The sequence below is a fragment of the Holdemania massiliensis genome, assembly GCF_022440805.1.
Classification (GTDB): domain Bacteria; phylum Bacillota_I; class Bacilli_A; order Erysipelotrichales; family Erysipelotrichaceae; genus Holdemania; species Holdemania massiliensis_A.
On sequence record NZ_JAKNTK010000001.1, the window covers coordinates 2,200,644 to 2,222,182 of the forward strand.

Below are 21,539 nucleotides of genomic sequence, written 5' to 3' on the forward strand. Positions count from 1 at the left end.
CAGTTGGATTATGTACAATGTGCTACATAACCTCCTATTCCTCCTTTGTAAATGATCTCGGTTTATACTCTAGTCAAGTAAAAATTTACTTATTTTAATTTACAACTTTGACCTTGGTTAAAATCATCTATGTTAACGCCACAGCTATGCCACATAGAACCCTCATCAGGGGCTGCTCCTGTTCCACCAATCTCTTTTGGCGTATACCACGTTCCTTTATAAAGGACATAATCATTACTATAATAAGTCTTGCCTGGAATATAAGTAGGTTCGGAAATATTGAATACATTCGTTTGCGTTACAATCTGATCCAGATCCGAATATTCACCTAATCGTTCAGATGTATTTACACGATAAACCTTACCCTTGTAGTGAAAATAACTTCCAACACTCAAATATGCTTTGTTCTCTTTCAGGCTTTCTAAACTTTCAATCTTGTTTAATACAGAGAAATCGATGGGGTCACCCGATCCTAACTGTTTAGCCGCATAAACAAAATTAGGGTTGTCTTCATCAATATAAAATGGTTGATCATCCTTATATTTACAATAGCCATTACCATTTTCTTCGATCCACTCACCGCCATCTGCCACACATTTTTTCCTGCTGGCAGCTACTGAATCATAAACACACATAGTTCCTTGTTCATTGGCAATCAGCTCGCCTTCACAGAGACAGGAGTTTGCCTGTAAGTCATACTTACCGCCACTTTTTTCACACATATACTCGGCAGTAGTCATACATACTTTCTTTTTTTCACCATCAACAGTAATATCTTTTTCCAAAACATATCCATCCGGACAAGAACAGATTTCATTCACAATATCAAATTTTCCCGCACTGGCTTCACACGCTTTTTGATAGGCTGACGGAATGTAGGTCGGCAGTGGTTTCGCGGATGGATAGGTTGTCGGCTCCGGTGTCTTCACAGCATCCGGTGTCAATGATCCATCTGGATTGGCCGTTGGCTTGTATTCACCGCCGCAGCCCACAGCTGTACTGTCAATGAACCGAATCCACTTCTGATCTGTAATGTTCCAACAATAATCCCCTTCGCCAGTTGGATGCACCGCCTGTTCGATTAACCCATCGCTAACCAACAGCTGTTGACGAGCATCGTCTTCCGAGATATTTTCAAAAATATCCCGATTTTCAATTTCATGAAATGAAGCATAGGAATGCGTCGCAAAGTTTAACAGCTCTAAATTGGCATCGGAAATCTGATCGTTAGCCGAAGAAGCAAAGCCGGACATCGTCGGCATTAATATGGTTAAAAGCACAAATAAAATAGCGACTGTTACGATCATTTCCAACAATGTAAAACCGCGTTTCTCTTTCATAGTTTTCACCTTTGTTCTTTTATCACAACTATTATATCATACTTCATTCTAAGCTTGCTTAATTCATTTTACTTTTGTCCATAATAATGATATACTCCTAGGCGAGTGATTTTTTAGATGAAAGAGAGAAATACATGAAATTTAATGAACTAAACCTATCCCCTGAGATGAGCCGTGCCATCGCAGACTGCGGCTACACAGAGGCTACCTATATCCAAAGCGCGTGCATTCCGGTTGTGATGAACGGCGGCGATGTCATTGGACAATCTCAAACCGGCACCGGAAAAACAGCAGCGTTTGCCATTCCCATCATTGAAATGCTTCAGGTTACTGACCGCAAGCGTCCTCAGGCACTGATCCTTTCTCCAACCCGTGAGCTGGCGATGCAGGTCTGTGATGAAATCCGTAAGTTTACAAAATACAAAGAAGGCATCCGTACGGTAGCCGTCTATGGTGGTCAGCAGATCAGCAAGCAGATCTTAGAATTAAAAAAAGGCGCTGATATCGTCGTCGGGACTCCTGGACGCGTGCTGGATCATATCCGCCGCCGGACGCTGCGCTTTGATCAGTGCCGTGTCCTGGTCTTGGATGAAGCGGATGAAATGTTGAATATGGGATTTCGCGAAGATATTGAAACCGTGATCGAGGCCCTGCCGCAAGAGCGTCAGACAGTCCTGTTTTCGGCCACCATGCCGAAGCCAATCCTGGAGATTACCTCACAGTATCAAACCAATCCGGTTCACATCAAGACTCCGGCGACCCAGATGACCGTGCCGAAGATTGAACAGATCTATTACATCTGTCCAAAGGAAGCCAAGAAAGAAATTCTGATGCAGCTCATTTCAATGCAGAATCCGCATCTGGCGATGATTTTCTGCAACACAAAGAAAATGGTTGATGAGCTGACCTCGGATTTAGTGTCCAAAGGTTATCCGGCCGCGGCCCTGCATGGCGATATGAAGCAGGAAATGCGGACGAGCGTCATGGATAACTTCAAAAAAGGCAAGATTAATATTTTGGTTGCGACGGACGTTGCCGCCCGCGGCATTGACGTTGACTCCATGGATGTCGTATTCAACTACGATCTGCCGCAGGAAACTGAATATTATGTTCACCGCATCGGCCGAACTGGACGAGCCGGCAAGGAAGGCTTGGCCGTCACGCTGATCACCGCCCGGCAAAAGTATGCGCTGCGCGATCTGGAACGGACAACCCGTGCCAAGCTGACGCAGAAACCGCTGCCTTCTTTGGAGGAAGTACGTAAGATCCGCCTGGATTTCTTACGCGAAGATCTGGAACACCGGATGACCCGCGATGTTCCGGAATCCCTGGCTGCGATCATCGACAGTATGAAAGACGATGGCTATTCCTATCGTGAAATGGCTTTAGCCTTGGCTTATCAGATTGCCGGACAGGAAATGTTTGACGAATCCGCCTGGAATGCTTCTGTCCGTCCTGCTTTGACGGTTACGGAAAAAGGCATGAGCGAGCTGATTCTCGATATCGGTTCAGATCAGGATGTCAACGCTTCGATCATCGTCAGTGCAATTGCCACCGCAACGGGACTGCCGGGCAAGGAAATCGGGAAGATCCGGATCAGTGCTCAGGAAACAACCGTGCAGATTCCGCGGCAGTTTGACCGTGAAATCGCCGATACGATGAAAAAGACGCCGATTAAAGGCCAGACCGTTCATCCGCTTTTGATGGTACGCAAGGGCAAGGATTACAGCAACCTGCCGCCTAAGCGCCGCACCGCTTCCAAAGGTCAGCAGCGCCAGCGCGGACGCCGCCGTGAAAACCGCGACTAATTCACTACACTCAAAACAAAAGCCCTCAGCTGCAATTCTCAGTGCAGACGAGGGCTTTTTTAGGCAATGTTTCGTTTTTTGACTTTCTTGCTGAGCTGCGGATGATCCAAATAACACTGCGTCACACTGACGATCATATTCGCATCATACGATCCGCCGATGGAATAGGAAAGCTTCATAATATCCCGGGTCAGATCGTCCAAATCATCGCAGTCAACCTGATTGGCCTGAAGCTTCTGAGCCACAATTTGTTTGCAGGATTCCAAATCCTTCAAGGTCGCGAAATCAAAGAGAATTGATTCTTTCATGTTCTTTCCCATCCTTTGGTTCAATCATAGCATAATATTTTGAAGTTTCAATTAAATCTAGATGACCGGAAGAAATAACCATGGTAAAATTATTCAGGAATTATTCATTTTTAGATAGGGGAAATTATGAAGCATATATTCATCGTCAATCCAACTTCCGGCAAAGGGGACGGAAAGCGAGCCGCCTCCATCATTCAGGCCGAAATCGAACAAAATCATCTTGACGGCGAGATCCGGATGTCCGAATATGCCGGTCATGCTCAGAAGCTGGCGGCAGAAATCAAGCCTGACCCGGAAACAATTGTCTACGCTGTGGGCGGAGATGGGACGATTTGGGAAGTGTTAAACGGTCTGTCTCAGGGACTGCGCCTAGGTATCCTTCCCTGCGGAACAGGCAATGATTACTATCGGATGATCGATTCGCGCAGGCTGCCGTTTGCGCAGCTGCTGCACGAAACACTGCAGGGCAAATGGGTGGAAGTCGATTTCGGACAATGTCATCATTGGCGTTTTCATAACTGCACGACGCTGGGTCTGGATGCACGGGTTAATGATCTGGCAATCAAGCTCTACCAGAACTATCCGCTCCCAAGATTCTCAGTTTATGGTTTGGCGGCCGTATTCTGCGCTTTAAAACCAGCACCTTTTGAGCTGGTGTTAAAGACAGAAACAGAGACCATCCGGCAGAAAGCGATCATCGCCGCTGTGATGAACGGCAGCAGCTACGGCAATGGGTTTATCGCAGCACCTCAAGCTGATTTACAGGATGGGCTGTTTGATATCTGCCTTATCGAACCGCTTTCTTTATGGGAAACTCTGTGGCTGATGCCCAAATACAAACAGGGACGTCATACCCATTTAAAGCAATGCCGGATCCTGCGGGCTTCGGAAGTGGAAATTCAGGTAGATCAGCCGATCTTGATGCAGTCGGATGGCGAAGGCTTTACCTCCAACCATGTTAAAATTACCGCCGGTCCTTATAAACTGCCGTTAATTGTGCCGCAGGCTTCGCCATTAAAGGCATAAAATTAAAAATCCTTTCTGTTCGATTCTGTGCGGACACAAAGGATTTTTTCTTTTTAACAGTATTCATTTCAGCGGATAACCGCTTCAAACCGGGCATGAATCAGCTCGGCTAGGGCTTGGGGAGCCATTTCGATCTGAGTGCCGATTTGTCCGCCGCTGAACAGTATCGTTTCCAATTCCAAAGCTGAACTATGAATGATCGTCGGCAGACTCTTTTTCATACCGATTGGACTGCATCCGCCGCGAATATAACCGCTGACAGAGAATAGGTTTTTCACCGGAATCAATTCAACGGCCTTCTCCCCTACCGCTTTGGCTGCTTTTTTCAAATCCAGCTCGTCCGCCACCGGAATCACAAAGACGTAGTACGCTTTGCTGGAAGCTTGCGTGATCAGTGTTTTAAATACATGTGCCGGATCTTCATTCAGCATCGCTGCCACGCTGACCCCATCCACGGCTTCTTTTTCATGATGCGGATACGAATGAACCTGATAGGCCAGCTTCTGCTTATCCAGAATCCGCATGGCATTCGTCTTGACTTCTTTCATTAATCTCTCCCCTTCACTTTTCTTCCGCGCTTATTATATCACGATCCGCCTTCCTCAAAAGAAAAAACCATCCATTTTCAGGATGGTTCATCAATCAGAATTAAGGATTAATAGTTTGTCGGACGCAGCATGAAGTAGCTCTTCGGATGAGCGCAGACTGGGCAGACTTCCGGAGCGCTTTCGCCGATATGCAGATGTCCGCAGTTGCGGCATTCCCAAACCTGTTCGCCTTTACGAACGAATACTTCACCGTTTTCAATGTTGGCCAGCAGTTTCAGATAACGTTCTTCATGGGTCTTTTCAATCGCAGCGACACCTTCCATCGTCTTCGCGATGGCGTCAAAGCCTTCTTCGCGGGCTTCTTCTGCCATCTTGGCGTACATATCCGTCCATTCGTAGTTTTCACCGGCAGCCGCATCTTTCAGGTTGTCGATTGTGGAAGGCATACCGTTATGCAGCAGCTTAAACCACAGCTTGGCATGTTCTTTTTCATTATTAGCGGTATCCTCAAACAGTGCCGCAATCTGCTCATAGCCGTCCTTCTTGGCTTTGGACGCATAGTATGTGTACTTGTTGCGGGCCTGGCTTTCGCCGGCGAATGCTGTCATCAGATTTTGTTCCGTCTTTGTGCCTTTCAAATCTTTCATGTGTATCTCTCCTTTTCTTTAACAGCCAGTTGGCATGCAGCTGGCTAATGAGTTGACAGGCCGCAATTACGGTCTGTTCTCTACTCTCTATTTTACCAGAGAATTCCAGAATTGCCAGACTTTCGACCAAGAAAGTTCGCCGAGCTATCTGCTTACACGCCTGACAGTTTGGAAAGCAAAGCTTCTCCCCGGCGGATTAAATAAATCCCCATTCCCGCAGCCAGCAAGATCAGCACCAGGGCGATCACCATCATCATCAAAGACGATTCCAGCGGTGCCCAGAACAGCAGAACGGCAAGGATCAGAAAGCTGGCGCCCATACCAGCCAGCACGGTGATCATCGTGCTTAAGCTCTGCTTGACAACGACGATTTCCCGATCAAAATCAAACCGCGGAAAATGCAGATTGATGATTAAGCCGAACAATCCGGAACACAAAATCGCCAGCAAGGTCAGCGTAAGCAGCAGAACCACGGTCAGCCAAGAAAAGTGATAGACAACACTTAGAATAAGAATACTCAGCCAGCTGACCGGGATATTCAGCGCCAGGTCCAGCGCCAGCTTTGCTCCCAAATAGCGGCCGGCCGGAATCGGCAGCGAGCGCACGATCCAGAAATTCTTGCCTTCCAGCGAGATGGAGGTCGCGGTGACCGGACAGATCATCCCGCAGAACAGACAGACCGCCAAAAGCAGCATAGCCACCGGGTCCGCGAAGGCACTGAAATCCATGCCGCTTTCCAGCATTACCTGAACCATCAAATCTTTCTGGACTGCCAGCATCACTGCGCACAGCGCAACCATGACCGGACCGACCAAAGTATTCATGACCAGCGACGTGGAAGCAAAATACCGGCGCAGCTCTCTGCGGAATAGCGCCGCATTCATCGAAGAAGACTGAACCTTCATCCGACCGCCGGCCTGGGCCGATGTCATCCGCGCCTTTTGATTCAGCGTATTCCAAAGCGGAGCGATGGCGGCTAAAAAAAGCAGCAGAACCAGCGAAGAAGCGCCGATCAGTTTCAGCAGTTCGCTGAAGCTTCCCTGCATCATCGCCATCGTCAGCCAGTAAACAGGAGCCAATCCCGTTTGGATCGGACGAATCAAAGCCCCGATATCCTGAGCCTGACCGGTCTGGCTCTGAAACAAGGTCATCACTGCCATCAATCCGATCACCATCCCCAAGGACAAAAGATTGCGGATCAACACCGGATGTTTGACCCGGCTGGAAATCAAGCGTACCAATACAGCTGCCAGACAAGCCACGGTCATCGGAATCAGCGGCAGAAACAGCTGTCCAATCAATCCATAGAGTAAAAACGTCAGCGGCATTGCATAATGCAGCTGAAACAGCACCATCATCGGCAGCGTCAAAAACGCACTGTACAGTAACATCATCGCGATCAAAGCAATCAGTTTGGACATCAGAATCTGACGGCGCGACAGCGGCATGCTGAACAACAGGTCATAATCACGAAAATCAAACAAATAACCCTGGGCATGATAGAAGCCGAAGACCAAGATCAAACCGAACGCGGCACTGAGTATCGACAGCGGAATAAGCAGATTCATCGATTCCGGCACCCCTGCGATCATAGACCAGCTGTATAAGCCGGATAGACCGATCAACAGACTTGCCGCCAGAAGAATCAGGACCGGACTGAATTTCTTCCGCCCGCCAAAGGTTCTCGCCATCTGCCAGATCAGCTGTTTCAGCGACAGCCGAAACAGAACAAACGATCTATTCATGATCCGCCAGCTCCAAGAAGACCTGTTCCAACGATTGATCGCCGATGACTTCATCCATAGTTCCCAACGCCGCCAGCCGTCCGTCCTTCAAGATTCCAACATGATCGCACAGCTTCTGCGCCACTTCCAGAACATGCGTTGAAAAGAAAATCGTGTTGCCGCGGTCACAGTGCTCGCGCATCAGCTTTTTCAGCAGGAAGGAAGCCTTCGGATCCAGACCGACAAACGGTTCATCCAGAACCAAGAGCTTCGGATCGTGCAGAAATGCACTGATTACCGCCAGCTTCTGCTTCATTCCATGCGAGTAGCTGCTGATCGGCATTGTCAGCGCTCCTTCCAGCTCAAATAAACACGCATATTTCTGGATCCGCTGCGAACGAGTCTGTTGATCAATCTGATAGATATCCGCGACAAAGTTCAGATATTCATCCCCACGCATAATGTCATAGAGATCCGGATTATCCGGAATATAGGCCAGATTTTGCTTGCATGTTAGGGGCTCCTGACGAATCGAATGCCCGTCGATCAGGATTTCTCCCTCATCAAAATCCAGAATTCCGACAACCGCTTTGATCGTCGTCGTTTTCCCTGCACCATTAGGACCGATAAAACCAAAGATCTCACCGTTTTCACAGGTCAGATCCAAATGATCGACAGCGGTCTTATTGCCATAACGTTTGACTAAACTTTTAATTTCCAGCATGTTTATTCTCCTTTTCTTTCTTCCTGAACAACAGCCAGGAATAGCCCAGCGGCAAAAACGCCGCCATCAGAATTAAACTCAAGATGACCGCCGCCCGCATTGCCAGCGGCACAAAACACGATAACAGAAGCAAAATACCAGCAATGCAGAAGCAGTAACCGCCGAAGCGCTGCGTTTTATTCCAGTTATCCGGATCATCAAAGCTCCAGATCGTCTTGACGCCGACCAGATAATTCTGCCGGATTTTCGGCATCACGTTGCCCAGCGTCAGAAATAACAGACCCGTCATCACCGGCGGCAAATATTCCCCGCTGACTAACGAAATTCCGTAGATCTGGCCTAACATCCAGCAATACATCAGAAACAGAAAGATTTCAGTAACCGCCATGATGACACGATACGACTTTTTAAATTTGACATAATTGTGCCGCCGTGGATCAATCTTCGGAGATATCGCCATGATTGCAGGAATCAGAAATAACGCCGCCGGAAAAATCCAGATTGAAGCTTTCGGCCCGGTATTGTCCGCAATTCCCTGAACGTTGAAATGCGTCGGGATGATCTCAGGCAGCGTCGGCCAGGCAATCAAAGTTATGATCACCGCCAGCACTGGAAGAATTAATAATTTCCAATCGAAGAACTTTTTCAAATCAATCCCCACTCTCTTTTTCTTTAACAAACCCTAAAGCCCAACCTAACATTTCAGAAAATACGCTCATATTCAATTCATAATAAATATACTTGCCGTCACGATCATCACTGATCAGATCAGCTTTCCGCAGCACAGCCAGATGATGCGATACCGTCGCATTGGTCATCTGGAAGTGTGAAGCGATTTCACCGGCCGTCATCCGTCTTTCTTTCAGCAGTTCCAAAATCTCACGTCGTGTGGGATCAGATAAGGCTTTAAAAGTTTCCTGCATTCCCACCTCTCACTCCTCCAATCATTTAGATAATTATCTAAATGTATTATAGAGTTACCTTCTATCTTTGTCAATTCTTATTTTTCTTCTTTTCTTTCTCTTGGTGAAAGATTGCCCGATCTTCCCTTTCAGAGTAAAATAAAGATAACACCGGAAAACGGCAAAGGAGAATGTTATGTTGGAATTTAAATTTGATACTCAGCTTTTGATTGAAGGTCATGATCTTTCAGAAGATGCAATTCATGACTACATCACGGAGAATATTGCGGGTGACTGCCTGTTGGCGGTCGGCGATGAGGAAATGATCAAGATTCATTTTCATACCAATACGCCTTGGAGGGTCTTGGAATACTGCGCCAGTCTTGGCGAAATCCATGATATTGTCGTTGAAAATATGGAACGTCAGTCACAGGGGCTGCAGGGTTAACCTGCCCCTTTGCGATTGAAGGCTTGTCGTTATGGAATGGATTATCGTTCTGTTTTTCTTTTTATTCGGTCTGGTTATCGGGTCTTATCTCAATGTGGCGATTTATCGGCTGCCTCTGCATCTGTCCACAGCCAAAGGGCGCAGCTTCTGTCCTCAGTGCCATCACACTTTATCGGCTTTGGATTTAGTCCCTTTGTTCAGCTGGTTGGGTTTGCGCGGAAAATGCCGATATTGCCACGCCCCGATCTCACCGCGTTATCCGTTGATTGAAAGCTTAACCGGTATCCTCTATGCCGGCTGCGGTTATTTTTACGGTCCGACTCCGGAAGCGATTCTGCATTGCTTATTTCTGTCAATCTTAGTGGTCATGGCAATGATCGACTGGGATACGATGGAGATTCCTGACCGCTTATCGGTCTTTATTTTAATGTTAGGCGTCGCTGCCCTTGCTTTAGATCCAGCTTCAATTCCCAGCCGGGTTCTGGGTGCCTTGATCATCTCTATCCCGCTGTGGATCTTATCCCGCTTTAATTTAATGGGCGGCGGGGACGTCAAGATCATGTGTGCTGCCGGATTCTATCTGGGGGCCCCCTTGGTCATGACCGCCTTTGTCTTAAGCAGCTTCGTCGGAGCGCTGGCCGCTTTGTATCTCATGATTCACAAAAAAAAGGACCGGAAATCAGAGATTCCCTTTGGTCCCTTTCTGGCTATCGGCTTAACCCTCAGCGTCTATTGGGGCAACACGCTGATTCAAGCTTATTTATCTTTGTTCTAAAGACAGCGCAGGCTGTCTTTTTTTAGAAAAAATAGGTCGAAGCCGAGGACACAGTATACGACAAATACTGTTGTAAATCGGCTTCTTTCAAACACCGCTCACGCGCGGTTTTTTCTGAGATCTTCCCTTCCTGAACTAACCGTGCAAGATCGTAATCCATCTGCCGCATTCCGGCCTTTTGTCCAGTTTGTAAAACACTGCTGATCTGATGCCCTTTGTTTTCACGGATCATCGCCGCAACAGCGTCATTGGTCAGCAGAATCTCAAAGGCAGCGAGTCTTCCCGGCTGATCCTGACGTACCAGCAGCTGTTGGGTTACAACACCTTTCAGCACGCTGGCCAGCTGCACGCGAATCTGACCCTGCTGAGCTTCCGGGAATACGTCGATAATGCGGTCAATCGTACTGACCGCGGAATTGGTATGCAGCGTTGAAATAACCAAATGCCCTGTTTCCGCTGCCCGGATCGCCGCTTGGATTGTTTCAAAGTCGCGCATCTCGCCCACCAGAATGACATCCGGATCTTCGCGCAGAGCACTGCGCAGGGCATCCGCAAACGAAGCCACATCGACACCCACTTCCCGCTGATGTACAATGCTGGAAGCATGGTCAAAACGATATTCAATCGGATCTTCAATCGTGATGATATGCGCCTTTCGTGAATGTGAGATGGAATTGATCATGGCTGCCATCGTCGTTGATTTTCCGCTTCCTGTTGGCCCCGTTACCAAAACCAATCCACGCGGCAGCGTTGACAGCTTCCGCACTGCCTCCGGAATCATCAGATCATCAAACGTAGGAATGGTATTTCTTAGCAGACGCAGTGCCGCGCAAGGATTCCCTTTTTGATAATACGCGTTGACACGCACACTGTACCCATGTGCATCCTGAAACCCAAAGTCTAAATCCCCTTTTTGATATTCCTCCTGCTGCGTCCGATTCATCACCGTCCCCAGCATTGCATGTATTTCTTCTTTCGTTAGCGGCTCATCTCCGATGATTGTCAGTTCTCCTAACATTCTTGCGACTACCGGCAGCCCTACTGTCAAATGCAGATCGGTGCAGTCCATCGCCCTTCCTTGATCCATCCAGCCCTGTAAATCCATGTTGATCACCTCATTTAATTAGCTTCATTGTACCTTGAATTACGGAAAAAGAAAAGAGAGCGGTTAGGCTCTCAAATACTTTTTATTCTTCTTCATTCGTTGATTCAGGTATTGGGTATGTTCCAACTGTTTTAGATTTTGAAGTATCCCCATAAGTAACTGAAACTGCATTTGCTTTTGCTGTATCCGAAGCATCATAATTAACTGTACATTTAGTACTTACCGTTTCTTTACTGTCCCAAAAAGCTGTAAACACGTCAACTCCACAAACTTTTGTAGTTGCATTATAATTTGCAGCACCGGATGTCGTACTATACAAACCTGTGCTTAAAGCCGTTTCACTTGCTTTTACCGCAGTATAAACAGCCCTTGCATTGGCCTGATTCGCTGTCTTTGTTGCATCATCAGTGAATCCTGTCAAGCGTGGAACCAACATCAACATCAATGCAACCAAGATCGCTACAACGACGATCAATTCGATTAAGGTGAAACCCTTTTTGTTGTTCTTTCTAAACTTTTTCATATTTCTATCCCTTTCTTATTGGCTAATACCATTATATCACGGTTATTTTGAAAAAGTCACAATAACCTGTAAAATGTTTAAGATTTTTGTAATAATCCGTTAGAACTACAAATTAAATTGTGTAGATTACACGCAGCATTTCTTCCATTGAGGTCTGTCCTTTGACGATCATTTTAATCATTTCCTCAGACAAAGTTGTCATACCTTCACGAACAGCCGCATCCTTGATTTTATTTGTATCATTGGAGCTGACAATCAAGTCCCGAATTTCTGCAGTCAAAGGCAAGATTTCAAACAAAGCGGTACGGCCTTTATATCCAGTTTGGTTGCAGCGCGGGCAGCCATGCGGTTTATAAATTGGCCCTGTATAGCCGCCTAATAGCTGACTTTGTTCTGTCGTCGGCACGATCTGCTGCTTGCAATGCGGGCAGAGCTGACGAACTAAACGCTGAGCGACGATTCCGACAACCGAGGAGGCAAGCAAATACGGTTCAACGTTCATATCTTTTAATCGGGCAATCGCCGTGGCGCTGTCATTTGTATGAATCGTGGACAGAACATAGTGACCGGTGATGGCGGAACGAACCGCAATCTCGGCAGTTTCTTCATCTCGGATTTCGCCGATCATGATGACATCTGGATCCTGCCGCAGAATGGAGCGCAGTGCCGAGGCAAAGGTCAGCCCGGCCTTGGTATTGACTTGGACCTGATTAACCCCCATCATGCGCTTTTCAACCGGATCTTCAATGGTAATGACGTTGACTTCCTCACGGGCCAGTTCATTCAAAATGGCATACAGAGTCGTGGTCTTGCCGCTACCGGTAGGACCAGTAAACAATAAGATTCCATACGGCTGATGGATCATCGTTTCCATCAAATCGTAGTCTTTCTGCTGCAAGCCCAGATCTTTTAATGTCGACAATTCCTGCAGGCTGTGACCCAACAGACGAATAACCATTTTTTCGCCATAGACAGTAGGCAAGGAAGACAGACGAATATCCAAGCTCTTGCCATCAATCTGGCTTTCAATATGACCATCCTGAGGAATTCGTTTTTCCGCGATGTTCATGTTGCCCATGATTTTGATACGTGTAATCAAGGCTTCATGAACGGATTTGGCAATCCGGGTAAATTCATGCAGAACCCCATCTGTTCTGAAACGAATGACTGTGGTCAATTCAAAGGGTTCGATATGAATATCACTGGCGCCGATTTCATATGCTTGGCGAATCATGTTATTGACAAACTTCACGACCGGGGCGTTATCGACACGCTGTGTCAGTTCCGACAGTTCATCGTTGAGTGCTAAATCCTGATCCTCGGTCAGATCTTTCTGAATCTCATCAATCGCACTGCTGACATTGGCTTCGGCATAGTTGCGCCGAATAGCATTCTCGATCATTTCCTTCGGGGCCAGCACCGGCGAAACCGGAATTCCGCAGGAGGCCTTGATATCTTCCAAAGCATAGAAATCCAGCGGATCACTGGTAGCCAGCTGAAGTGCATTGTTTTTGATTTCCAGCGGCATAACCTGATATTTTTTTGCGACCTCTTCTGAAATCAGACGGACAATATCGCTGTTGACCATGATTTGAAAACCTTCGTAGACTGGAACATTCAAACGTACGCTCAGCGCTTTCAGTTTCTTTTCTTCTGTGATATATCCCAATTCAATTAAAACGTCGCCCAGTCGATTGCCCGGATGGGTTTTCTGATAAGCCAACGCTTTATTCAGCTGATCCTCTGTAATATAGCCTTGTTCCAGCAGCAGCTGCCCGATGGGTAAATTTTTCATATTTTCCGCCTTACCTTTCTATTGCAATATAGCCGTCGGATAAAACAACACTGAAATTCTGTTGATCATAATCAATATTCAAGCATTCAACCGCTGTTTCAGCACGATATTTTTCACCATTTTTATTAAAAATCAGCGTGATTTTAACCGTCGATGTCAGACTGTCATAATCCTTTTCAGCTGTAGACAGCTTCATTGCAACGCGATACCCATTGTAAAATTCTTCCGGATACAGAGGCTTGGCATCCCCGCCGGGATATTCCCGTACCCACAACAAACCATCCTGAATGCAATACAGAATATAACTGCGCTGATATTCATCTGCGAAATCATTGATCGAAGAATTAGCCGTCAATATCGTTTTGGCGGTTTTCATTTCACTGCTTACCTGTTCGATTAAAATCTGAGCTTTTTCCTTTAAGTCAGTCTGGGTCGTACTTTTCTGAAACGTGGCAATCATCGGTCGGAAAACGGCGGTCAGCCCGATCACCATGGTTGTCAGTAAGCCAAGAACCAAGATGATTTCCATTAATGTAAAGCCTTTTTTCTTCATGATGGATCCGCCTCAAAGTATTGGTAATTGATCCGCCCTTTATTGTCGGCATAGGTTTTCATTTTTCCATCTATCGTCACAGTATCCTCACCAAAGCTAAAGGTCAGTGACGAATGAACATCTGTGACTTTGACTCCGGCGATTTTCTCCCCAGCGATAGCTTTGCGCACTTTGAGTTCGCTGCGGCTAAGGCTGTCTGCCTCTGTTACAATCGAAACACCGGAGGTAAAGACTTGGGTTAACGAAACCACAATGATTACTAAGATTCCTAAAGAAACTACAACTTCCAACAAGGTCATCCCGCGCTTATTCATTCGTCTTCCTCCTTTCTATTTCTGATAATATAACAAATCGAAGTAATAATAATCTTCACTGTTAAGCACAGGAACTGTATAGGCGTGGTAGCTTTGGAATTCCCTGGCTTTTAAATTAACACTGCTGACTAACTGGCTATTCTCAAACTCACAAGCCTGGAATCGCCCATTCATCACGATATTCTCTGCTTCAAAAATAATTTTTGGCGCAACAACACTGACGTTGATATCTCCACGAATAGTAACGGGATGGCTGAAAACCAAAATAATATTTTCACTGCTGAGAAGATTTGTCGTCACTTGACTGCTTAATATCGGGTTTTCATCTTGGATATAGAAAACGGGACGAAAATACTTATTTTTGCTTTCCACGATCAGAACATCCGGCATTTTTTCCAACTCAAAATAGGCATCATTGCGTTTGATCTCATTGATTACATGTAAACTCTTCAGATCTGAATGCGTTGCTTTATAGATATTATCCATCTCTTTAACCGTAAACTGAGCCTCTTGAGAATCATCCGTCACCAACTTAATAAACGTTTCCACATGCAGCGGTTCACTTAATAGCGGCTGATTCGTATCATATTTATTGAAGACTTCATTATCCAAAGTCAGATTCTCGAAGAGAGTACTATACTCGACCATGCCTTTTTTCTTTATGCTGCCCGAAGCATAGACATTCCCCTTAATCGTGGCATTTTGAAGAATTAAATTGCCGCGGCAAATAACATCCCCCTGAATAATCAGCTGACCCGGCTGATCCGAGCCAAGAATCGCAGAAGTATAGTCAGCGGGTTCCAAATAAACGTTGCCTTCGATATTGCCGACCAACGTTGGTGATTGGATATTCCGATAGATCAAAGCAACCTGATCGTCCATCGTCACTCCTGCTGGTAGCTCAATTTTCTCACTCGATCCGCCTACCATACCATTTAAATTTTCCTGGGTGACCGTTTGATCGGAAATCGCATTGATCCAGAAGTTAGCGCTTGATGGTGTTGGAACACGACATTCGTTAATTAAAACAGCTCGTTTTAAATTCGTAATATCTTGAAAGATTCCCGGTACAGAGCCATTCATATCATAATAAGCATTTTTTACTTTCAGCATTTGTACGACAGCGCTCATCTGTGCAGTCTTGCCTTCGTATTCAGCTTCAGCCTGTACGATAATGTGGTATTTCTGCCGAGGCTGATTCGAAGTAAAATTTGCCGCATTAAACAGCGCATCCCCCGTAAGAACGATGCGGACTCGGCCGGTAGTAGTACCATACGCTGTCCAACTACTTGAACTGGAAGAATTGGATTCAGCCACGCTTTGAAGCTGACCGCGTATCATTTCTTCATCCAACTGATTGACAAAGGCCGTTAGGGCACTTTGGGCAATGTAATCAGCCTGCTGCTGAACCACATCCGTTGCCGTTTTCTCAAAAGACCGCTGAGAAAGTGGAATCAGCGCACCGACAAAGATCAAAAAGACAAAGAACAGGCACAGCGCCAGCAACAGTGTGCTGCCTTTTTTATTTGTCAATCCCCTTCCTCCTTTCTCAGTCAAATGGGCTGGTTGCTATTCATTAAAGGTATAAAACTGAAGATGGAACGAGCCCTGCATCTGCTTGTCTTTCTCACTGACCGATAGCGAAGTAATGGAAATGACCTGCGGCAGCTGCTGGATCTTATCCATCGCTCCGATCATTTGATCCATCTTGCCGGTAACCGTAAAATCAGCTTCAACCATCAAGACGACGCTGAGCGATTCTTCACTGCCGGGAAGAGTTGCATAGGTCAGATCGGAAATTGTCAAAGAATCCCACTGCTTGATAAAATCCGCCATCGTTTCGTACAGATATTCATCCTTCAATTCCGAATACTTCGGCGGAACAAAGCGGTCCGCTAAATCCTGAAGCTGCTGTGTCAGATCCAGATGATCTTGATTCAGCGATTCCAGCATGTCGATCATCTGCTGCTGCTGAAGCAGCTCATCTTCGATTTGGGCGCGCTCATTGACTAATTCTTTGTGGTGATTCTGCATCGGGGCTAAAAGAAACTGAATCCCGATGACATTGAGGATAAGAAAGGCTAGGACGACCAGTAAGATTTTCTCGCGTTCGGAGAGCTTCATTCGCCATCCCCTCCCTTCAGTCCTAAAGTGATCAGAAAGCTGTAGCTTTTCTGACTTTGATTGTACGTAAATCCGGTATAATTGACATCCGCGAACCAATCGGTGGAACGAAGATCCTGAGTATAGAGCGAAGGCGAAAGGCGGTTGGATGACGTACAGGATAACTGTACGGATAAGCCGTCCTGCACCTGCAGTCCGATAATCGAAACATCCTTGGGCTTTAAGGCCTGAATCTGTTCAAATAAAGTCTTGGTAAACTGCTCCGTTTGTTCACTGTACTGCAGCGCCTGCAAAGCGTCGGCGATCTGCTGACGGGTTAAGGAATTCTGCATTGAAACAACTAACGCTTCATCGTACTGCGAAATCCGTTCGGGCAGCTGCAGCTGTGCCTGAACTTGTTTGATCGCGTTGTCCTCGATTTGATTTAGTGCAAACTGCCGATATGTCAGGCCGGCCAGCACAAGCGCGTTGATAACGAACAAGCCGATGATCAACCGCAGGGTTTGCCGCTGGCGATAAGCCTCGGTATAGCGCTGATGATTGATCCCATGAAACAGATCATACGGCCGGCGAATAGGAGCCAGGCCGTAAACCGCACAGACCTGCGCGGATACCTCGCTGCCGTTTAATCCTTCTACAGCCGGGAAAATCTCGGTCGGCAAGCGCAGAAGCTGAGTGAGCTCCTGGGCAATGGATTCGGCTTCCCGCGGCACACCGATATGAACCATCTCAACGGGAGAATCCGGATTTTTTATCCGCTGAAACTGCACGAGCTGAGAAATCCGTTCATTCATGACTGCTAATGGGGTCTGATTGCGGTCAAAACGAAAGACGTTGGAAAACATGAACCGGCCGTTGTTAAACAGTACCGATGTACAGACTTCATCGGAACACCAGGAGTAAATTGCCGTTTTTTCTTCCTTCAAAAACAACCCGGCCTGAATCAAAGCTAAGGTCGAAGTGATCAGATGCTGCGGCTTGATGCCGGCCGCTTTTAAGGCCTTCGCATACGCTTCGCCAAAGGTCTGTGGAACGACAACAGTCAAACTTTCACTGCCGTTCTCCGCCTGCGGCATCACCGCATAATCTACGGTATTTTCCGCGATATTGCCAATCTGACGGGCCAGATTAAAATATAAGTTTTTCTCCAGCGTTTTCGGCTTGAGCTTCGGCGTTTCAATCTGACGATAAATCACGGCCGTACTGTCTGCAATCACCGTGACCTTTTTGCCTTTGAGCCCCAGCTGATCCGCCAGGCTTTTCGCCCATCGGGCAAAGCCTTCCTCATCCTGGATAAAGCCGTTGATCAAAAGCCCTTCCGGGATTTCCTGTGTACTTGAGCGCTTCACCTGCAGCGTTTGTTTTTTTGCTTTTCCCCATATCACAACGGCATGCCGCTGCATAATATGCAATAGTATCATCGTCATTTTCCCCCTGTTAAGCAATCATTCCGTAAGAATCATAAATCGGCATGAGAATGGAAATAATAACGAAGAAGATGATGATTGCTAAGATGATAATCATGATCGGTTCCATCATCGCCACCATTTTCTGCGTCGCATTGTCAGCCTCGGTATCGTAGTAATCCGAAATGGAATTCAGCACATCCTCCAGCGATCCTGATTCCTCCCCGACATACATCATCGAGTTCAGCAGCGGATCAAAGGCCTGAGAAGCTTCGATGGAACGGGAAAGCATCTCACCGCGGCGGACACGTTCACTGATCCAGCTGATCTTCTCTGTGAAATAGCGGTTGTTCAGCACATCGCCGGAAACCTGCAGCGAATCAATGACGGATATCCCGCTGGAATACAGCGAGGAAAAGGTGCGCGCAAAGCGCGAAGTCGCCACAATCCGATTCAGCGTTCCAAACAGCGGAAACTTGACTTTCAGCTCATCAAAGCCCCGCCGCAGCGTCGGCACCTTCAGCGCCATCCGCACGCCAAGGACGATTAACAGCACACCGAGAATTAAAAACGGCCAGTAGGCAACAATAAAATTACTCATTGAGATCAAAAGCAACGTATTCCACGGCAGTTCCATATCACCGACCATGCTTAAAAAGCTTGGAACAACCGATGTCATCAGCGCAAGAATTACCGCAACGGTAACCACCAGCAGCATAACCGGATAGATTAAAGCAGAGGTGACCTTGTTGCGCAGCTTATATTCCTTATCGTAATGCCCCGCCATTCGTTCCATCACCGCATCGAGCGTGCCGTTCATCTCCCCGGCCTGCACCAAATAGATCAGCAGCGGCGGAAACGCCTGCTGGCATTGGCGCATGGCCAGCGTCAGCGAGGAGCCTTTGCGCACTTCCTCAACCAGCTGAGCATACAGTTTCTTCATTTTCTTTTTATCACTTTTCTGCCGCAGCATTTCCAGCGCGTTGACCAGCGGAATGCCGGAGCTCAGCATCGCCGCCAGCTGCTTGCACATCAGCGACAATTCCTGGTTTTTCGGTTTTCCCGTCTGGGTTTCCCACTGCGCTTTGCGGTGAGCATTCAGGCAGTAAAGACCTTCGTTATTTAAAAGCGAGTAAAGATGAACTACATCTTCGGCTCGCTTCTCACCCCGTACTTTGCGGCCTTCACTGTTTACCGCGGTATAAAGATAGGATTCCATACCTCACACATCCTTCATTCTGGTTAGATCATTTTTATTATTATATCATTTTTAAGGGTGTCTGCACAGAATTCAGCCGTAAACTTCAAACAATTTCAAAGGAGAGAAATTATGCCCATGGACTTCAATTTCATTCAGGAGCTTCAACAAAAAAAGATTGCGATCGAACGGCGGGTAACGATGGCGCCGTATACGTCATTTGGGATCGGCGGCGCAGCGGAATTGATCGCCCTGCCGGACACCGCGGACAAGCTGCGCGAATGCATCTTAAGTGCGCAGCGGACCAAAATACCGTACCGGATCTTGGGTCAGGCCAGCAATGTCCTGATTTCTTCCTCAGGTTACCCCGGCATGATCATTCTGCTGCGCTCCAACTGGGCAAAGTGGAGCGTCGAAGGAACGTTGCTGAAAGCGGATGGGGGATTGACGATCAAACGGCTGTGCGACGGCGCGATGCAGGCGGAATTGTCCGGATTGGAACGGTTATATGGAATTCCGGGAAGTGTCGGAGGCGCTCTGCACAACAACAGCGGAGCTTTCGGCACCGAGCTTTCCGAGCTACTGGAATCTGCTCAGGTTTTGATCCAGGGCCAGGAAAGAACCCTGACCCGCGATCAGCTGCAATTCGGCTATCGTCGAAGTCTTTTAAACGACCAGAGTCACGTGCTGCTGAGCGCCGCTTTTCGGCTGCAGCCGGGACAGCGGCACACCATCCGCCGCTTGATGGAAGAGACCATGGAGCGGCGCAAACTGAAACAGCCGCTGGAATATCCCAGCGCCGGCAGTGTGTTTAAGCGGCCTGAAGGACATTATGCCTCAGCCTTAATTGACCAGTGCGGCTTAAAGGGCAGACAGATCGGCGGCGCGCAGGTCTCTGAAAAGCATGCCGGCTTTATCATCAATCGCAGCCAGGCCAGCAGTGATGACGTTCAGGCCTTGATCAGCCACATACAAAAAGAGGTCTATGCTCAGACCTCTGTGACGCTGGAATGTGAAATTGAATCGCTTTAGCGGGAAAATTCCGCCTTGACCTGGGCCAGCAGCTGCGGATCACAGGCCAGCTCCACCGCGCACATCGCCAGCGCACTGGCACCGCTGGCCAGTCCCTCGCGGCCCTGTGGACTGATCGTCGCGGCCGCCATCTCCCGTGAATGACCGGTTACTTCGCAGCCGCAGATCTGGATATATCCATGCAGTGCCGGACAGCGGTAGCTGACTGCTCCGATATCGCTGGAACCGCCCGGCACTTCATCGACCGGCTGGATTTCCTGCAAGCCTAATTCCGCATACTGCTTTTGAAGCAGCTGGGCTAAAGTATAATTGATCTTATTGTCTTCGTACGGACATTCATAGACGCTGGTTTTCAATGTTGTCCCGGCCATCTGACAAGCACCCTGGGCACATTGAACCGCTCTTTCCGACATCGCCTTGGCCACTGCCATCGTCGGCGCCCGGAAGTAGTATTCCAGCGAAGCATAGGCCGGAATGACGTTGGCGGCTTCTCCGCCGTCCTTCACAATGCCGTGAATAAAACAGCCCGGCTCCATAAACTGACGCATCATGTTGATCGCTACAAACGTATTGACAGCAGCGTCCAAGGCGCTTTTGCCCTCCTGCGGATGACAGGCGTGGGCATTTCTTCCAAAAAACTCAAATTTCAGCGGCATCAAAGCGTTCGTCCGTCCGCCCAGACGGTTTTCCGTACTCGGATGGATCATCATCGCCGCATCGAGATCATCAAAGCAGCCCTTCTCGGCCATGCGTACCTTGCCGCCGAAGTTTTCCTCGGCCGGGGTCCCGATCACCCGGACCTCCCCACCCAGCTGATCAATCACCGCTTTGTAGGCGCCGCCGGCCAAAACGCCGATCGCGGCGATTAAATTATGACCGCAGCCATGCCCCACTTCCGGCAGCGCGTCATACTCGCATAAAAACGCAATTTTCGGCCCCGGCTTTCCCGAATCATAGCGCCCGATAAACCCGGTTGGAAGCAGATAGCTGCGTTCCACTTGAAATCCCAGCTGCTCCAGTTTTTCACTCAGCAGCGCCATTGATTCAAATTCCTGATCGCCCAGTTCCGGATGCTCATACATCGCCCTGACCAGATCCATGCCTTCGTCAAGATGCTGCTTTACCCATGTCTTGCATTGTTCTTTCATTCCCATTCACCTCATGGTTTAAAATTTATCATGATCTGCGTCATTTGTCACGTTTTTTACTGTTTGAAAGGCGATTTCCGACTTTCAAAAA

23 protein-coding genes are annotated in these 21,539 nt (G+C 47.6%); 5 read left to right on the forward strand and 18 right to left on the reverse strand.

Features of this window, described 5'->3' with window-relative positions:
• Window positions 1–89: 89 nt before the first annotated feature.
• Window positions 90–1,340 carry a competence type IV pilus major pilin ComGC gene (locus MCG46_RS10090; protein ID WP_240279894.1) on the reverse strand — a complete coding sequence of 417 codons (1,251 nt, stop codon included), beginning with the start codon at window positions 1,338–1,340 and terminating at the stop codon, window positions 90–92.
• Window positions 1,341–1,474: 134 nt separating this feature from the next.
• Here MCG46_RS10090 and MCG46_RS10095 point away from each other — a divergent pair, with 134 nt between their 5' ends.
• The gene (locus MCG46_RS10095) at window positions 1,475–3,148 is read left to right on the forward strand and encodes a DEAD/DEAH box helicase (RefSeq protein WP_240279896.1); all 1,674 of its coding nucleotides are present in this window, start codon (window positions 1,475–1,477) and stop codon (window positions 3,146–3,148) included.
• A 59-nt stretch (window positions 3,149–3,207) separates the two neighbouring features.
• Here the strand turns inward: MCG46_RS10095 and MCG46_RS10100 are convergent, their stop codons facing one another.
• Window positions 3,208–3,456 (reverse strand): hypothetical protein, encoded by a 249-nt coding sequence (locus MCG46_RS10100; RefSeq protein ID WP_020223648.1) that lies wholly within the window; start codon window positions 3,454–3,456, stop codon window positions 3,208–3,210.
• Between the two features lie 126 nt (window positions 3,457–3,582).
• Between MCG46_RS10100 and MCG46_RS10105 the strand changes: the two genes are divergently transcribed.
• Complete coding sequence (locus MCG46_RS10105; protein WP_240279897.1) at window positions 3,583–4,482, forward strand: diacylglycerol/lipid kinase family protein; 900 nt, start codon at window positions 3,583–3,585, stop codon at window positions 4,480–4,482.
• A 68-nt stretch (window positions 4,483–4,550) separates the two neighbouring features.
• Here the strand turns inward: MCG46_RS10105 and ybaK are convergent, their stop codons facing one another.
• The 6 genes from ybaK to MCG46_RS10135 all read right to left on the reverse strand — a co-directional run bounded on the left by ybaK (window position 4,551) and on the right by MCG46_RS10135 (window position 9,048).
• Window positions 4,551–5,030 (reverse strand): Cys-tRNA(Pro) deacylase, encoded by a 480-nt coding sequence (gene ybaK / locus MCG46_RS10110; protein ID WP_240279899.1) that lies wholly within the window; start codon window positions 5,028–5,030, stop codon window positions 4,551–4,553.
• 107 nt (window positions 5,031–5,137) lie between these two features.
• Window positions 5,138–5,677 carry a rubrerythrin gene (rbr, locus tag MCG46_RS10115; protein WP_020223651.1) on the reverse strand — a complete coding sequence of 180 codons (540 nt, stop codon included), beginning with the start codon at window positions 5,675–5,677 and terminating at the stop codon, window positions 5,138–5,140.
• Between the two features lie 152 nt (window positions 5,678–5,829).
• A complete protein-coding gene (locus MCG46_RS10120) occupies window positions 5,830–7,422 on the reverse strand; it encodes a putative ABC transporter permease subunit (RefSeq protein WP_240279901.1) in 1,593 nt (530 codons plus the stop codon).
• A complete protein-coding gene (locus MCG46_RS10125; RefSeq protein WP_240279903.1) occupies window positions 7,415–8,125 on the reverse strand; it encodes an ABC transporter ATP-binding protein in 711 nt (236 codons plus the stop codon). Before MCG46_RS10125 ends, MCG46_RS10120 begins: the two co-directional genes overlap by 8 nt.
• Window positions 8,112–8,774, reverse strand: coding sequence for an SdpI family protein (locus MCG46_RS10130; protein WP_240279905.1), 663 nt, complete (start codon window positions 8,772–8,774; stop codon window positions 8,112–8,114). The genes MCG46_RS10125 and MCG46_RS10130 overlap by 14 nt, the downstream gene beginning before the upstream one ends.
• A gap of 1 nt (window position 8,775) precedes the next feature.
• On the reverse strand, window positions 8,776–9,048 hold the full coding sequence (locus MCG46_RS10135) for an autorepressor SdpR family transcription factor (protein ID WP_020223655.1): 273 nt from the start codon (window positions 9,046–9,048) through the stop codon (window positions 8,776–8,778).
• A gap of 175 nt (window positions 9,049–9,223) precedes the next feature.
• Between MCG46_RS10135 and MCG46_RS10140 the strand changes: the two genes are divergently transcribed.
• Together MCG46_RS10140 and MCG46_RS10145 are read left to right on the forward strand one after the other, a co-directional pair.
• Window positions 9,224–9,475, forward strand: a complete 252-nt coding sequence (locus tag MCG46_RS10140; protein WP_240279906.1) for a kinase to dihydroxyacetone kinase — start codon at window positions 9,224–9,226, stop codon at window positions 9,473–9,475.
• A gap of 31 nt (window positions 9,476–9,506) precedes the next feature.
• Window positions 9,507–10,250 (forward strand): prepilin peptidase, encoded by a 744-nt coding sequence (locus tag MCG46_RS10145; protein WP_240279907.1) that lies wholly within the window; start codon window positions 9,507–9,509, stop codon window positions 10,248–10,250.
• A 22-nt stretch (window positions 10,251–10,272) separates the two neighbouring features.
• On the opposite strand, the gene MCG46_RS10150 is transcribed toward MCG46_RS10145, so the two are convergent.
• From MCG46_RS10150 to MCG46_RS10190, 9 genes are all read right to left on the reverse strand, one after another.
• Entirely contained in the window at window positions 10,273–11,355 is a 1,083-nt protein-coding gene (locus MCG46_RS10150; RefSeq protein ID WP_240279908.1) for a type IV pilus twitching motility protein PilT, read from the reverse strand.
• An 82-nt stretch (window positions 11,356–11,437) separates the two neighbouring features.
• Entirely contained in the window at window positions 11,438–11,878 is a 441-nt protein-coding gene (locus MCG46_RS10155; protein WP_240279909.1) for a type II secretion system protein, read from the reverse strand.
• 112 nt (window positions 11,879–11,990) lie between these two features.
• On the reverse strand, window positions 11,991–13,673 hold the full coding sequence (locus MCG46_RS10160) for a GspE/PulE family protein (protein ID WP_240279910.1): 1,683 nt from the start codon (window positions 13,671–13,673) through the stop codon (window positions 11,991–11,993).
• A 10-nt stretch (window positions 13,674–13,683) separates the two neighbouring features.
• Window positions 13,684–14,226, reverse strand: a complete 543-nt coding sequence (locus tag MCG46_RS10165; RefSeq protein WP_240279911.1) for a type II secretion system protein — start codon at window positions 14,224–14,226, stop codon at window positions 13,684–13,686.
• A complete protein-coding gene (locus tag MCG46_RS10170; protein ID WP_240279912.1) occupies window positions 14,223–14,540 on the reverse strand; it encodes a type IV pilus modification PilV family protein in 318 nt (105 codons plus the stop codon). Before MCG46_RS10170 ends, MCG46_RS10165 begins: the two co-directional genes overlap by 4 nt.
• A gap of 15 nt (window positions 14,541–14,555) precedes the next feature.
• Window positions 14,556–16,073 (reverse strand): hypothetical protein, encoded by a 1,518-nt coding sequence (locus MCG46_RS10175; protein ID WP_240279913.1) that lies wholly within the window; start codon window positions 16,071–16,073, stop codon window positions 14,556–14,558.
• 36 nt (window positions 16,074–16,109) lie between these two features.
• Entirely contained in the window at window positions 16,110–16,664 is a 555-nt protein-coding gene (locus tag MCG46_RS10180; RefSeq protein WP_020223663.1) for a hypothetical protein, read from the reverse strand.
• A complete protein-coding gene (locus MCG46_RS10185; protein WP_240279914.1) occupies window positions 16,661–18,085 on the reverse strand; it encodes a hypothetical protein in 1,425 nt (474 codons plus the stop codon). The genes MCG46_RS10180 and MCG46_RS10185 overlap by 4 nt, the downstream gene beginning before the upstream one ends.
• 16 nt (window positions 18,086–18,101) lie before the next feature.
• A complete protein-coding gene (locus MCG46_RS10190; RefSeq protein ID WP_240279915.1) occupies window positions 18,102–19,289 on the reverse strand; it encodes a type II secretion system F family protein in 1,188 nt (395 codons plus the stop codon).
• 111 nt (window positions 19,290–19,400) lie between these two features.
• Between MCG46_RS10190 and murB the strand changes: the two genes are divergently transcribed.
• Window positions 19,401–20,300 carry a UDP-N-acetylmuramate dehydrogenase gene (gene murB / locus MCG46_RS10195; RefSeq protein ID WP_240279916.1) on the forward strand — a complete coding sequence of 300 codons (900 nt, stop codon included), beginning with the start codon at window positions 19,401–19,403 and terminating at the stop codon, window positions 20,298–20,300.
• On the opposite strand, the gene MCG46_RS10200 is transcribed toward murB, so the two are convergent.
• Complete coding sequence (locus MCG46_RS10200; protein ID WP_240279917.1) at window positions 20,297–21,448, reverse strand: M20 family metallopeptidase; 1,152 nt, start codon at window positions 21,446–21,448, stop codon at window positions 20,297–20,299. The genes murB and MCG46_RS10200 overlap by 4 nt on opposite strands.
• Between the last annotated feature and the right edge of the window lie 91 nt (window positions 21,449–21,539).

Bases quoted from the DNA above. Each gene is read 5' to 3' on its own strand.
- MCG46_RS10090 (WP_240279894.1), bottom strand. From the start codon at position 1,340: ATGAAAGAGAAACGCGGTTTTACATTGTTGGAAATGATCGTAACAGTC.
- MCG46_RS10095 (WP_240279896.1), top strand. From the start codon at position 1,475: ATGAAATTTAATGAACTAAACCTATCCCCTGAGATGAGCCGTGCCATC.
- MCG46_RS10100 (WP_020223648.1), bottom strand. From the start codon at position 3,456: ATGAAAGAATCAATTCTCTTTGATTTCGCGACCTTGAAGGATTTGGAA.
- MCG46_RS10105 (WP_240279897.1), top strand. From the start codon at position 3,583: ATGAAGCATATATTCATCGTCAATCCAACTTCCGGCAAAGGGGACGGA.
- ybaK (WP_240279899.1), bottom strand. From the start codon at position 5,030: ATGAAAGAAGTCAAGACGAATGCCATGCGGATTCTGGATAAGCAGAAG.
- rbr (WP_020223651.1), bottom strand. From the start codon at position 5,677: ATGAAAGATTTGAAAGGCACAAAGACGGAACAAAATCTGATGACAGCA.
- MCG46_RS10120 (WP_240279901.1), bottom strand. From the start codon at position 7,422: ATGAATAGATCGTTTGTTCTGTTTCGGCTGTCGCTGAAACAGCTGATC.
- MCG46_RS10125 (WP_240279903.1), bottom strand. From the start codon at position 8,125: ATGCTGGAAATTAAAAGTTTAGTCAAACGTTATGGCAATAAGACCGCT.
- MCG46_RS10135 (WP_020223655.1), bottom strand. From the start codon at position 9,048: ATGCAGGAAACTTTTAAAGCCTTATCTGATCCCACACGACGTGAGATT.
- MCG46_RS10140 (WP_240279906.1), top strand. From the start codon at position 9,224: ATGTTGGAATTTAAATTTGATACTCAGCTTTTGATTGAAGGTCATGAT.
- MCG46_RS10145 (WP_240279907.1), top strand. From the start codon at position 9,507: ATGGAATGGATTATCGTTCTGTTTTTCTTTTTATTCGGTCTGGTTATC.
- MCG46_RS10150 (WP_240279908.1), bottom strand. From the start codon at position 11,355: ATGGATTTACAGGGCTGGATGGATCAAGGAAGGGCGATGGACTGCACC.
- MCG46_RS10155 (WP_240279909.1), bottom strand. From the start codon at position 11,878: ATGAAAAAGTTTAGAAAGAACAACAAAAAGGGTTTCACCTTAATCGAA.
- MCG46_RS10160 (WP_240279910.1), bottom strand. From the start codon at position 13,673: ATGAAAAATTTACCCATCGGGCAGCTGCTGCTGGAACAAGGCTATATT.
- MCG46_RS10165 (WP_240279911.1), bottom strand. From the start codon at position 14,226: ATGAAGAAAAAAGGCTTTACATTAATGGAAATCATCTTGGTTCTTGGC.
- MCG46_RS10170 (WP_240279912.1), bottom strand. From the start codon at position 14,540: ATGAATAAGCGCGGGATGACCTTGTTGGAAGTTGTAGTTTCTTTAGGA.
- MCG46_RS10180 (WP_020223663.1), bottom strand. From the start codon at position 16,664: ATGAAGCTCTCCGAACGCGAGAAAATCTTACTGGTCGTCCTAGCCTTT.
- MCG46_RS10185 (WP_240279914.1), bottom strand. From the start codon at position 18,085: ATGATACTATTGCATATTATGCAGCGGCATGCCGTTGTGATATGGGGA.
- MCG46_RS10190 (WP_240279915.1), bottom strand. From the start codon at position 19,289: ATGGAATCCTATCTTTATACCGCGGTAAACAGTGAAGGCCGCAAAGTA.
- murB (WP_240279916.1), top strand. From the start codon at position 19,401: ATGCCCATGGACTTCAATTTCATTCAGGAGCTTCAACAAAAAAAGATT.
- MCG46_RS10200 (WP_240279917.1), bottom strand. From the start codon at position 21,448: ATGAAAGAACAATGCAAGACATGGGTAAAGCAGCATCTTGACGAAGGC.